This window comes from Streptomyces sp. NPDC058289 (genome assembly GCF_042880975.1).
GTDB lineage: Bacteria > Actinomycetota > Actinomycetes > Streptomycetales > Streptomycetaceae > Streptomyces > Streptomyces stoeckheimensis.
The window spans coordinates 63,085-74,772 of record NZ_JBHVYI010000038.1 but is presented as its reverse complement, the minus strand read 5'-3'; the positions used below and the strand labels follow the sequence as shown (position 1 = coordinate 74,772).

The 11,688-nt window shown below is 69.4% G+C and carries 10 protein-coding genes and 1 tRNA gene; 7 read left to right on the top strand and 4 right to left on the bottom strand.

Annotation, left to right across the window (positions count from 1 at the left end; genetic code table 11):
- Positions 1 to 996: 996 nt before the first annotated feature.
- Both ACFVX6_RS20965 and ACFVX6_RS20960 read left to right on the top strand, forming a co-directional pair.
- Positions 997 to 2,397 (top strand): pyridoxal phosphate-dependent decarboxylase family protein, encoded by a 1,401-nt coding sequence (locus tag ACFVX6_RS20965; protein ID WP_389693521.1) that lies wholly within the window; start codon positions 997 to 999, stop codon positions 2,395 to 2,397.
- The gene (locus ACFVX6_RS20960; RefSeq protein ID WP_389693519.1) at positions 2,394 to 3,803 is read left to right on the top strand and encodes a lysine N(6)-hydroxylase/L-ornithine N(5)-oxygenase family protein; all 1,410 of its coding nucleotides are present in this window, start codon (positions 2,394 to 2,396) and stop codon (positions 3,801 to 3,803) included. The genes ACFVX6_RS20965 and ACFVX6_RS20960 overlap by 4 nt, the downstream gene beginning before the upstream one ends.
- A gap of 42 nt (positions 3,804 to 3,845) precedes the next feature.
- Here the strand turns inward: ACFVX6_RS20960 and ACFVX6_RS20955 are convergent, their stop codons facing one another.
- On the bottom strand, positions 3,846 to 5,657 hold the full coding sequence (locus ACFVX6_RS20955; RefSeq protein ID WP_389693517.1) for a bifunctional metallophosphatase/5'-nucleotidase: 1,812 nt from the start codon (positions 5,655 to 5,657) through the stop codon (positions 3,846 to 3,848).
- 138 nt (positions 5,658 to 5,795) lie between these two features.
- On the opposite strand from ACFVX6_RS20955, the gene ACFVX6_RS20950 reads away from it, so the two are divergent.
- Both ACFVX6_RS20950 and pyk read left to right on the top strand, forming a co-directional pair.
- On the top strand, positions 5,796 to 6,497 hold the full coding sequence (locus ACFVX6_RS20950) for an SIMPL domain-containing protein (protein WP_389693515.1): 702 nt from the start codon (positions 5,796 to 5,798) through the stop codon (positions 6,495 to 6,497).
- 146 nt (positions 6,498 to 6,643) lie between these two features.
- Positions 6,644 to 8,071: a pyruvate kinase gene (gene pyk, locus ACFVX6_RS20945; RefSeq protein ID WP_351375632.1), complete on the top strand. Its 1,428-nt coding sequence runs from the start codon at positions 6,644 to 6,646 to the stop codon at positions 8,069 to 8,071.
- 25 nt (positions 8,072 to 8,096) lie between these two features.
- Here the strand turns inward: pyk and ACFVX6_RS20940 are convergent, their stop codons facing one another.
- Entirely contained in the window at positions 8,097 to 8,669 is a 573-nt protein-coding gene (locus ACFVX6_RS20940; protein WP_389693513.1) for an RBBP9/YdeN family alpha/beta hydrolase, read from the bottom strand.
- A gap of 86 nt (positions 8,670 to 8,755) precedes the next feature.
- On the opposite strand from ACFVX6_RS20940, the gene ACFVX6_RS20935 reads away from it, so the two are divergent.
- The gene (locus ACFVX6_RS20935; protein ID WP_389693511.1) at positions 8,756 to 9,373 is read left to right on the top strand and encodes a TetR/AcrR family transcriptional regulator; all 618 of its coding nucleotides are present in this window, start codon (positions 8,756 to 8,758) and stop codon (positions 9,371 to 9,373) included.
- Positions 9,374 to 9,433: 60 nt separating this feature from the next.
- Positions 9,434 to 9,895 carry a MarR family transcriptional regulator gene (locus tag ACFVX6_RS20930; RefSeq protein ID WP_389693509.1) on the top strand — a complete coding sequence of 154 codons (462 nt, stop codon included), beginning with the start codon at positions 9,434 to 9,436 and terminating at the stop codon, positions 9,893 to 9,895.
- Here ACFVX6_RS20930 and ACFVX6_RS20925 read toward each other — a convergent pair.
- Together ACFVX6_RS20925 and ACFVX6_RS20920 are read right to left on the bottom strand one after the other, a co-directional pair.
- Positions 9,892 to 10,641 carry a transcriptional regulator gene (locus ACFVX6_RS20925; protein WP_389693507.1) on the bottom strand — a complete coding sequence of 250 codons (750 nt, stop codon included), beginning with the start codon at positions 10,639 to 10,641 and terminating at the stop codon, positions 9,892 to 9,894. The genes ACFVX6_RS20930 and ACFVX6_RS20925 overlap by 4 nt on opposite strands.
- 110 nt (positions 10,642 to 10,751) lie before the next feature.
- Positions 10,752 to 10,826 (bottom strand) — tRNA-Leu (locus tag ACFVX6_RS20920).
- Between the two features lie 76 nt (positions 10,827 to 10,902).
- On the opposite strand from ACFVX6_RS20920, the gene ACFVX6_RS20915 reads away from it, so the two are divergent.
- Positions 10,903 to 11,586: a response regulator gene (locus ACFVX6_RS20915; protein ID WP_327307288.1), complete on the top strand. Its 684-nt coding sequence runs from the start codon at positions 10,903 to 10,905 to the stop codon at positions 11,584 to 11,586.
- Positions 11,587 to 11,688: the final 102 nt, after the last annotated feature.

Here is an 11,688-nt window from a genome sequence, read left to right as displayed (position 1 = left end):
CTCGCTCTCGTGGGCTCGGAGATTGGGCGACGCCCCCGCTCCAGCCCGACGCCCCCGCTCCACCCCGACGCCCCCGCTCAACCGCGACGCCCTTGCCCGGCCCGGCCCGGCCGCGCCTTGCCGGGCGCGCGCTGCTCGCCCCGTCAGGCTTCGCTTGCCTGTCCTACTCGCCCCGCCCGGTTCCGTGCCATCCGTCAGGCCTGGCCGCGCTCGCCCCGCCCGCCTCGGTGCCTGCCCGCCCTGCCCGCCCTGCCCGGCCGCGCCGCGTCAGCCGCCTGGCCGCGCTCGTCCCGTCCCGCCCGGCGCTCTGTCCATCTTCGACCGGTCGTGCCCTACTTGCCCTGCCCAGCCGCGCCGCGTCGGCACCGCCCGGCCGCGCCGTGCTTGCCCCGCTCAGCCGTGGCCCGACCGCCTCGGTGCTCTGCGCCCCCACCTGCCGCGCCCGCCCGGCCGGCCCGGCCCGGCCGACCCGGGCCGACCCGACCCGGCCCGGCCCGGCCGACCCGGCCCGGTCCGGCCGGCCTCCGTCCGGGCGTGCCCCGCTCGTGGGCCCGGCCGCGCCGGGCCCAGCCGAGCGCGCTGCGCCCGGCCGTGCCCGCCCCGCTGCTACCTCTGGCCCCTCGCCCGCGGCGCGGCTCGCGTCCGCCTCGCCGGCACCCGCCGCGTCGCCCAGCACGCCGCGGCGTCGACCACTGCGCGCCGATCAGCAGCGCAGCGTAGGCGCCCCACTCGCGCCGTGTCCGGAGGCCGAGCGCCGACTGATCCAGCGCCAGGGCCGGCGGCAGCAACGGTGTTTCCGGAGCCGACAGGAACAGCCGCACAGGGCCGAGTGGCGTGGCCCGCACCCCCTCTCCCGGCCACCTCCGACGGCTTGAAATCAACCACGCATAAACCCGGGCGGTTACCCCATTCGGGTCGGATCGTTGTACCCCCGGGTGCCCGACCCCAGCAGAGCGGCACCACCCGCCGCCGATCCGTTCCCGTGAGGACAACCGCATGACAGCGCCCCCCGGCACAGGCAGACGCGGCACCGCCCCGCTCGCCGGCGGACCCCACGGCCCCGACGCCCTGCAACCACTCCTCGCCACCGTCCTCGACGCCCTGCGCACCGGAGCCCGCGCCCGCGGCGGACCGCTCCCGGCCGGCGGACCCGAGGCCGTCACCGCCCGCGTCACCGCCGCACTCGGCGAGGTGTTCCCCGACCACGGACACGGCGACCACGAAGCACTACGGACCCTCGTCCACACCCTCACCGCCGGCGCGGCCGACCCCGCCGACCCCCTGTGCGCAGCCCACCTGCACTGTCCGCCCCTCGCCGTCGCGGCCGCCGCCGACCTCGCCGCCAGCGCCCTCAACGCCTCCCTCGACTCCTGGGACCAGGCCCCCGCCGCCTCCGCCCTCGAAACCCTCCTCACCCGCCGGCTCGCCGCGGAGTTCCACGACACCCCCCACCCCGACGCCATCCTCACCACCGGCGGCACCGAAGCCAACCACCTCGCCCTCCTCCTCGCCCGCGAACGCCACGGCCCCCACCTCACCGTCCTGCACGGCGACAACGCCCATCACTCCATCCCGCGCGCCGCCTGGCTCCTCGGCCTGCCCCCCGCCCGCCGCCTCCCCACCCCCACCGGCACCCTCACCCCCGCCACCCTCGCCGAGGCCCTCGCCACCACCACCGGCCCCGTCCTGGTCACCGCCACCGCCGGCACCACCGACGCCGGCCTCATCGACCCCCTCAACGCCCTCGCCGACCTCTGCGACCACCACGGCGCCGACCTCCACATCGACGCCGCCTACGGCGGCCTCCTCCACCTCAGCCCCCGCCACCGCCCCAAACTCGCCGGCCTGCACCGCGCCCGGTCGATCACCCTCGACCTGCACAAACTCGGCTGGCAACCCATCGCCGCCGGACTCCTCACCGTCCCCGACACCACCCTGCTCGCCCCCCTCGCCCACCAGGCCGACTACCTCAACGCCCCCGACGACACCCGAGCCGGCCTGCCCGACCTCCTCGGCCGCTCCCTGCGCACCACCCGCCGCGCAGACGCCCTCAAGATCGCCGCCACCCTGCGCTCCCTCGGCCGAGACGGCCTCACCCACCTCATCGACCGCACCTGCGCACGCGCCGACCAGCTCGCCCGACTCCTCGAAGCACACCCCGCCTTCGAACTCCACGCGGCGCCCACCATCAGCACCGTCCTGTTCCGGCCCACCCACGCCGACGACACCGCACTCGCCACCCTCCGCCGCACCCTCCTCCAGGGCGGCACCGCCGTACTGGGCCGGGCCACCGCCGACGGCCGCCTCTGGCTCAAGGCCACCCTGCTCAACCCCCACACCACGGCGGGAGACCTGGACGCCCTCGTGAACCTCCTGGAAGGCAGCACCCACCGATGACCGCCCAGCTCGATGCACCCCACGACCTCGTCGGAATCGGCATCGGCCCCTTCAATCTCTCCCTCGCCGCACTCGCCCACGGCCTGCCCCAGCAAGGCGCCGCAGAACTCGCCACCGCCTTCTACGACCAGCGCCGCGACTTCCGCTGGCACCCCGGACTCCTCATCGACGGAGCCACCCTCCAAGTCCCCTTCCTCGCCGACCTCGTCACCCTCGCCGACCCCACCAGCCCCTGGTCGTTCCTCAGCTACCTCAAGCACAAGGAACGCCTCTTCCCCTTCTACTTCGCCGAGAGCTTCCACATCCAGCGCGCCGAATACGACGCCTACTGCCGCTGGGTCGCCGGCCGCCTGCCCGGACTCCACTTCGGCCACCAGGTCGACGCCGTCCGCTGGAACCCCGAACGCGACCTCTTCGAAGTCGACTTCACCCAACTCGACCCCGACGGAGAAGCCGAAGCCCTCGGCCGCACCTACACCCGCAACCTCGCCCTCGGCATCGGCACCGCCCCCTACGTCCCCGAACCGCTGCGCCCCCTCGCCGAAGCCCCCACCGTCCCGGTGATCCACTCCTCCGAGTACCTCGACAACCGGCAGCGCATCCTCGGCGCCGACCACGTCACCGTCATCGGATCGGGCCAGTCCGGAGCCGAGGTCTTCCTCGACCTGCTCCGCTCCCGCCCCGCCGGCCGCGAACGCCTCACCTGGCTCGCCCGCACCCCCTCCTTCGCCCCCATGGAGTACTCCAAGCTCGGCCTGGAACACTTCACCCCCGACTACACCCGCTACTTCCACTCCCTCCCCGAACCGGTCCGCGACCGCCTCGTCCCCGCCCAGTGGCAACTCCACAAGGGCATCGACGCCGCCACCATCGCCGCCATCCACGAGGAGCTCTACCGCCGCACCCTCGACGGAGGCTGGCCCGACGCCGTCCTCACCCCCGGAGTCAGCGTCCGCACCGCCGGCCGCGTCGCCACCACCAAGGTCGAACTCCACCTCGAACACGTGGACCAGGGCACCCGCTCACGCCTCACCACCGACGCCGTCGTCCTCGCCACCGGCTACCGCGAACGCCCCCTCGCCCGCCTCCTCGCCGGACTCGACCCCTACCTGCGCAAGGACTCCTCCGGCCGCCCCCGCATCGACGACCGCTACCGGATGATCACCGACCCTGCCGTCACCGGCAGCGTCTTCGTCCAGAACGGCGAACGCCACACCCACGGCGTCGGAGCCCCCGACCTCGGCCTCGCCGCCTGGCGCAGCGCCGCCATCCTGAACACCCTGACGGGCAAAGAGCCCTACCCCCAGCCCACCCGCACGGCCTTCACCACCTTCGGCCTCGAACAGCGGGAGCACACCCGGCCCCAACCCGCCGGCGAACTGCTCCCACTGGTCGAGCACCCGTAAGGAGAAACGTTTAGAAGACCGCCGCCTCAGATGACCGCCGCTTTAGAAGACAGGTGTCCCGGCCCGGGTCAGCCGCCAGTCCACAGACGCGAACTGCGCCGGGTCCACCGTCCCCTTCGCCTTCACCCACTGGATGATCGTGTTGCGTATTTCATCCGAGTTCGCCCACAGCTGCTTGGACTGCGGCACGTGCGGGAAATTGCCACCACCCGAAGCCCGGTAGTTGTTCACCGCCAGCACGAACTGCGCCGCCGGATCCACCGGCTTCCCCTGGAACGACAGCCCCGAGATCCGCGAGCCAACCGGCTCGGCGACGTCGATGTCGTACGTCAACCCGTACACGGCGTCATAGTTGTAATCCGGCGTACCCTCCGCATTCGTCAGCTTCGCCGGATCCACCACCTCACCGGGAGCCGTCCGCACGTAGTACCTCGCCGAATACTCCAGATAGTCCTTGACCTGCGCACCCGTCAGCAGCCGCGCCTCCAGCGTGTTCTCGAACGGATACAGACCCGCCGCATCCCGGATCGTCACCTGCCCGGCCGGAATCGCCGCCGTCCGCGAGAAGCACGAAGCCTGCGACAGCACCGGCAGCGCAGCCCACTCCGTACCCGCCAGCGCGCCCTTCACCGTCTCCGCCTGCACGTGGTTGATCAGATCGATGATCGCCACGTCCTTGACCGGCCCGTCCACCGAGGACATCGCCTGCGTCGACGTACCGATCACCTGGTTCACATACGCCACGACCTTGCGGTGCTCGTCCGACAGCAGACCGACTATCTTCGGGTCCTCCACCGCCGTATTCGAATTCAGCACCCGGGCCGACACCTTCGACACCGACCAGCAGCCCTTCGCCCACGTCAGTTCGAAGTCGAACAGCGTCAGCCGCTGCCCCCACTTCAGCGGCTCGGACAACACCACGTCCTTGCCCGTCGCCTTGTTCCGCACCCGGTACTCCGGGATCTCCGTGTGCGCGTGCCCCACCAGGATCGCGTCGATCCCCGGCACCTGCTCCGCCACCAGACCCGCCGCGTTCTCGATGTACGGCAACTGGTCCCCGTAGCTCGACGTACCGCTCGAACCCGAATGCGCCGACACGATCACCACATCCGCACCCAGCGACCGCAGCCGCGGCACGTACTTCGCGGCCTGCTCCTCAAGACCCGGGAACGTCATCTTCCCCTGCACGTTCGCCTTGTCCCAGATCGCGATCCCCGGATTCGTCAGACCCAGCACCGCCACCTTCACATCCCGCCCGTGCGGAGTACGCAGCCGGTGCATGCTGTACGGCGGGAACGCCGGCCGCAGCGTCTTCGCATCCAGCGCGTTCGCCCCCAACAACGGGAACTCGCACTGCTCCTCGAACTTCCGCAGCACCGGAATGCCGTAATTGAACTCGTGGTTCCCCAGCGCCGCCGCGTCATAACCGATCGCGTTCATCGCCTGCGCCATCGGATGCACCGGACCACGCCGCGCGGTGATCGGATCCACCTTCGCGTAGTAGTACGAAAGCTGCGTCCCCTGAATGGTGTCCCCGGCATCGATCAGCAGCGTGTTGCGCCGACCCTTCTCCGCCCGCACCTGGTTCACCAGCGTGGAGATCTTCGCCAGACCGACGTCGTTGTGCGCCTTGTCGTCGAACTCCTTGTCCGTGAAGTAGTCCCAGTTGAAGACGTTCCCGTGCAGGTCGGTCGTCCCCATCACCGTGAACGCGTACGTCTTCGCCCCCGCGGCCGAAGCGCCGCCGGCCACCGCCTCGGCCGCGGCGGCCGAGGTGCTCGTGGCCCCCGCCAACGCCACAGCCGCACCCGTCGCAGCCGAAGTACCCAGAAATGTCCTACGGTCCAAAGCCATGCCATCTCCCCTTGTGAGGTGCGTGCACAGATAGGCAACGCGCGTAGATTCTGACCCAGCAGTAACAAGCCGCAACACCCCCACCAGGTTTCGATCCGATGACCACCCCCGTACGAGCAGCAGTGCGAGAGTGAATCCATGACCCAGGACGCATCGCACCAGCCCTACGGAACCCCCGAAGTCCCCCGCGTCGCAGTCCGCGGCGAAGCCACCCTCGAAGTCGACCCCGAGATCGCCCGCATCGGCATCACCGTCAGCGCCCGCGGCACCGACCGGCGCACCGCCCTCGAAGACCTCACCCGCCGCAACGACGCCGTCCTCGACCTCGTCAAAAGCTACGGCGACCCCGTCGAAAAACTCGAAACCGGCGCCTTCTCCATCACCCCCGAACTCACCCGCCACGGCCGCGGCGAACGCATCCGCGCCTACCACGGACGCGTCCACCTCACCGCCGAACTCAACGACTTCACCACCCTCGGCGAACTCACCACCCGCCTCGCAGACCTCGAACTCACCCAGGTCGACGGACCCTGGTGGGCCCTGCGCCCCACCTCACCCGCCCACGGCGAAGCCCGCCGCCAAGCCGTACTCGAAGCCGTCCAGCGCGCCCGCGAATACGCCGCCGCCCTCGGAGCCGACCTCGCCGCCCTCGTCGAACTCGCCGACCTCGGAGCCGAGAACGCCCCCGCCCCCTTCCAGACCTCCGGCGCCGGCATGCGCACCATGGCCTTCAGTGCCGCCGAAGACACAGGCGCCCCGGCCCTCGACCTCGAACCCCAGCGCCAGACCGTCTATGCGCAGGTGAACGCACGCTTCACGATGACCCCTCCCCAGCTCTGAAAACCCGCACCAACGCCGCCCCGGGGGTGCTCATCAGAGCACCCCCATGCACATTCAACAATTGTCAACAACCTTTTACTCAAAGGTTGTTGAGTGGACACCCGGAACCAATTTCCTACTCCCTGGTAGGGGCATACGCTCGCCTCATGCGCCGAGCGAAAATCGTATGTACCCTGGGCCCCGCCACCGACTCATACGACCAGATCAAAGCCCTGGTCGAAGCCGGAATGGACATCGCCCGCTTCAACCTCAGCCACGGCACCTACGCCGAACACGAGGACCGCTACCAGCGTGTCCGCAAGGCTGCCGACGAAACCGGCCGCAGCGTCGGCATCCTCGCGGACCTTCAAGGCCCGAAGATCCGCCTGGGCCGCTTCCGCGAAGGTCCCGTACTCCTTGAACGCGGCGACGAATTCACCATCACCGTCGAAGACCACGAAGGCGACCGCCACACCTGCGGCACCACCTACAAAGGCCTCGCCGGCGACGTCACCACCGGCGAACGCATCCTCGTAGACGACGGCCGCGTCACCCTCGAAGTCACCGCCGTCGACGGCCCCCGCGTCCACACCCGCGTCATCGAAGGCGGCATGGTCTCCGACAACAAGGGACTCAACCTCCCCGGCGTCGCAGTCTCCGTACCCGCCCTCTCCGAAAAAGACATCGAAGACCTCCGCTGGGCCCTGCGCATCGGCGCCGACATCATCGCCCTCTCCTTCGTCCGCAGCGGAAGCGACATCGAAGACGTCCACCGCATCATGGACGAAGAAGGCCGACGCCTCCCCGTCATCGCCAAGGTCGAAAAGCCCCAGGCAGTCGAAAACATCGACGACATCGTCGCCGCCTTCGACGGCATCATGGTCGCCCGCGGAGACCTCGGCGTCGAAATGCCCCTGGAACAGGTCCCGATCGTCCAGAAGCGCGCCGTCAAGCTCGCCAAGCGCAACGCCAAGCCCGTCATCGTCGCCACCCAAATGCTCGACTCGATGATCGACAACTCCCGGCCCACCCGCGCCGAAGCCTCCGACGTCGCCAACGCCGTCATCGACGGCACCGACGCCGTCATGCTCTCCGGCGAAACCAGCGTCGGCAAATACGCCATCGAAACCGTCCGCACCATGTCCCGCATCGTCGAAGCCGCCGAAGAAGACATCCTCGCCAAGGGCCTCCCCCCGCTCACCGACCGCAACAAGCCCCGCACCCAAGGCGGAGCAGTCGCCCGCGCCGCCGCCGAAATGGGCGACTTCCTCGGCGCAAAGTTCCTCGTCGCCTTCACCCAGAGCGGAGACACCGTCCGCCGGCTCTCCCGCTACCGCTCACCCATCCCCCTCCTCGCCTTCACCCCCGACCCCGCCACCCGCTCCCAGCTCAACCTCACCTGGGGCGTGGAAACCTTCCTCGGCCCCCACGTCGACTCCACCGACGCCATGGTCGCCCAGGTCGAAGAAGAACTCCTGCGCATCGGCCGCTGCGTACCCGGCGACGTCGTCGTCATCACCGCCGGCTCACCCCCCGGCGTCAGCGGATCCACCAACCTCGTCCGCATCCACCACATCGGCGACGCAGTCCGCTGACGCTGCCCGCAGGCAACTGCAGCGACTACAGCACCTCACGTATAAGACGCACCGCGTCGGGCAACACCAAACGGCTCTCACCCGCACTCGGGAAGTGTCCGCCCGACGCGGTCACCCGCGCCTCGGCGCCCAGCTCCCGTACGAACCGCAAGACATGCTCACCCGTCGCCTCCCCGCTCACCGGGTCATCCGCCGCGTGCAGCACGCGAAACTCCCGCGCAGCCTTGCGGATCCGCTGCCAGTCGAACTCCGGCGAGAAGAACGGCGCCAACGCGTCATACCCCACCTCGCCGGACATCGACGCCACGAACACCACCCCCGCGAACGCCCCCTCGGCATCCGTGTCGTGCTCCTGCAGCAGCCGCAGTACATTCACCCCGCCCAGACTGTGACCCACCAGCACCGTCTCGCCGGCCGGCGCACCCTCCACCGCCGCCTCCAACTCCTTCAGCCACACGCCGGGCTCCGGAGCGAACGGCTCGGGGAAGTTCGGGATCCGCACCTCATGCCCCTCCGCGGCGAACTCCTCACCCGTCACGGCATACCAGTGCTCCCCGGCGTTCATCCCGTACCCGTGCGCGATCACGATCTTGCCCATGGCTCCGCCCTTCGCATCCCTCGGTCGATCCTTCAATCAAAACGCGACGCTGCGTTTCGATAAAACGCTAGGGCTATCGTGAAGCCGTGTCAATCACTCCTTCGAGCAACTCTTCGAGCAACCCGCCCCGCACCGGCGGCCGCCTCCGCAACGAAGACGCCCACCACTCCGTCCTCGAAGCCACCGCCGCACTCCTCGTCGAAAACGGATACGGCGCCCTCACCATCGAAGGCGTCGCCAAGCGCGCCAACGTCGCCAAAAGCACCGTCTACCGCTGGTGGAAGTCCAAGCCAGCCCTGGTGATGGACGCCTACGCCCACGAAACCGCCGCCCGCGTCCCCGAACCCGACACCGGCACCCTCACCGGCGACCTCACCGCCTTCGTCGCCGACCTCTACCGCATCGGCCGCGACCCCGTCCGCGCCAAAGCCCTCACCGGCCTCATGGCCGAAGCCCAGCTCGACCCCGCCTTCGCCGAACCCTTCCGCGCCTGGGTCGCCACCCGCCGCGAGGCGGTCGCCACCCTCTTGACGCGGGCGATCACCCGCGAGGAGCTCCCCGCCGGCACGGACCTCGACCATGCCACCGACCTGGTCTTCGGCCCCTTCTGGTACCGCCTCCTCATCGCCCACGCCCCCCTCGACCCGGCCGACGCGGAAGCCCACGTGGCGACGGTCCTGCACGGCCTCACGGGTCGCGACTGAGCGGACCGCCACGTCAAGTCGCCTTGACCTCAAGGCGACTTGAGGTCATAGCCTCCCGGCATGACGACGATCAAGACGTACTCACGGGACCAGCTCGCGGCCCAGCCCATCGGCTACTGGGCCCGCGAGGCCGCCAACCTCGCGATAGGCGGCCTCAGGGCCGCCCTCGCCGAGGAGAACCTCACCCAGCCCCACTGGTGGACCCTCAACCACGTGGCGGCAGCCCCGGCCCACTGGAAGCGCGCGGCCCTCACCGCGAAGCTCACCGCTTACGACGACCAGGAAACCGACTTCGACGCCCTCTACGACGACCTCGCGGCCCGTGGCTGGCTGATGGAAGCGAACGGCGTGCTGACCCTCACGGAACAGGGGGAAGCCGGCCGCGTGCGCGCGCACGACCGCAACGCGAAGGTGCACGCACGAATGCGGGAGGGTGTGGACGACGCGGCGTACGCGGCGACGATCGACGGCCTGCGCCGCATGGTCGCCAACCTGGGCGGCAGCGGCGACCTCCCGGGCTAGTACTTCGGCCCGATGTGGGCGTCCATGAGTGCGACGGACTCCTTCCTCGCGATGGACACGTTGAAGGGGTCGCTGCCGCGGGCCAGGATCGTCCACTGGACGCCGACCTTGGCGAGGGTGTCCGTGCAGAGCTTCCGGATGTCGTCGGACTTGTTCGTGAAGAAGTACCGGGGGTACTCGTAGCGCTTCCCGTTCCGGACGGTCCAGTTGGTGACCCGGCACCCGTCGGAGTGGATCAGCCCCCGGATGAACTCCCACGGGTGGGCGTCCACGATGGTCTGCTGCCAGCCTTCGAGGACGATGCGCCGCTCGTGTTTCCTGCCTGGGCCGTGCTGCGGGAACAGGTGGATGAGGTGCTTCGAGTACACCTTGACGTCGTGGCAGCCGACCTTCTTCGCCCGGCATACCTGGTTGGCGGGGAATACGCGCCGTATCGCGTCTTCCGCAGCGTTCATGAGGCCTGGCCACTTGTCGTCGCAAGTGATCCTCAGGCTCGGGACGCGATGGCTCGCTGGCTGGCTTATGTGACCGTCGCCGAGGTAGAGGCCGAGCAGGTAGGAGTAGGAGACTGTGTCCGTGAGGGGCGTGCAGGAACTGGTCTGGTAAAGGCGGGGGAGGGGTTCCACCCGTATTCGCCAGGCGCGGATTGAGGCTCGGGAGATACCGGTTTCCTTGCTCACAGAGCTCATGCTGCGCCCGTCGGCGAGCAGCCTCAGCGTGTGCATGCGAGTGGCCACGTCGTACATGCGATCGACGCTGGCATGCGCAATTCGCTCACCCTGCGCATTTTGGAGCGCTTCGCTGAAACGAGTGAAGGTCACGCGATTGCCGCGTGACCTTGGAAAAGAAGGAAAAGTGCCCCAGGTCGGACTCGAACCGACACTGTATGGGTTTTGAATCCATTGCCTGCTGCCAATTGGGCTACTGGGGCCCAGTGAATCGAAGGTTGTCTCCGACCCGCTGCGTGTCCACCATACCGTAGCTAGGTAGGCTCGGGGGAGCTTGATATGCCCCGCAAAGAGGAGCCCTTCGTGACCGCCGAGCACGAGTCGACGCCCACGCCCGACGCCGACCAGTCGCACGTTCCGCCGCTGACGACGCGCGTCGTCATCGCCGAGGACGAGGCGCTCATCCGTCTCGACCTCAAGGAAATGCTCGAAGAGGAGGGCTACGCCGTCGTCGGTGAGGCCGGAGACGGGCAGACCGCCGTCGAGCTGGCCCGGGAGCACCGCCCCGACCTGGTCATCCTTGATGTGAAGATGCCCGTCCTGGACGGGATCTCCGCCGCCGAGAAGATCGCGGAGGAGTCCATCGCCCCCGTCCTGATGCTCACTGCGTTCTCGCAGCGGGACCTCGTGGAGCGGGCGCGGGACGCCGGGGCCATGGCGTACCTCGTGAAGCCCTTCAGCAAGAGCGACGTCGTCCCCGCCATCGAGATGGCCGTGTCGCGCTTCGCCGAGCTGCGCGCGCTGGAGAAGGAAGTCGCGGACCTTTCCCTCCGTCTCGAGACGCGCAAGCTCGTGGACCGCGCCAAGAGCATCCTGCAGACGCAGTACGGGCTCTCCGAGCCGGCCGCCTTCCGGTGGATCCAGAAGACCTCCATGGACCGCCGGATGTCCATGCAGCAGGTCGCCGAGGCCGTCATCGAGGACGCCGAGGAGAAGAAGGCCGCCGCGGGCAAGGGCGAGTAGCACCCCCAGTACGGCAAACAGTGAGGCCCGCCGCCCGGGGCCAGGAGCGGGGGGGGGGCGGCCAACGGAAAAAAGGGGGTTGTGCAAGGAAGGAAAAAAAAA

What these genes read in the sequence shown, in the direction of transcription:
- ACFVX6_RS20930 (WP_389693509.1), top strand. Translation starts at nt 9,434, where the DNA reads ATGACGACGATCAAGACGTACTCACGGGACCAGCTCGCGGCCCAGCCC.
- ACFVX6_RS20915 (WP_327307288.1), top strand. Translation starts at nt 10,903, where the DNA reads ATGCCCCGCAAAGAGGAGCCCTTCGTGACCGCCGAGCACGAGTCGACG.
- ACFVX6_RS20965 (WP_389693521.1), top strand. Translation starts at nt 997, where the DNA reads ATGACAGCGCCCCCCGGCACAGGCAGACGCGGCACCGCCCCGCTCGCC.
- ACFVX6_RS20960 (WP_389693519.1), top strand. Translation starts at nt 2,394, where the DNA reads ATGACCGCCCAGCTCGATGCACCCCACGACCTCGTCGGAATCGGCATC.
- ACFVX6_RS20955 (WP_389693517.1), bottom strand. Translation starts at nt 5,657, where the DNA reads ATGGCTTTGGACCGTAGGACATTTCTGGGTACTTCGGCTGCGACGGGT.
- ACFVX6_RS20940 (WP_389693513.1), bottom strand. Translation starts at nt 8,669, where the DNA reads ATGGGCAAGATCGTGATCGCGCACGGGTACGGGATGAACGCCGGGGAG.
- ACFVX6_RS20925 (WP_389693507.1), bottom strand. Translation starts at nt 10,641, where the DNA reads ATGTACGACGTGGCCACTCGCATGCACACGCTGAGGCTGCTCGCCGAC.
- pyk (WP_351375632.1), top strand. Translation starts at nt 6,644, where the DNA reads ATGCGCCGAGCGAAAATCGTATGTACCCTGGGCCCCGCCACCGACTCA.
- ACFVX6_RS20950 (WP_389693515.1), top strand. Translation starts at nt 5,796, where the DNA reads ATGACCCAGGACGCATCGCACCAGCCCTACGGAACCCCCGAAGTCCCC.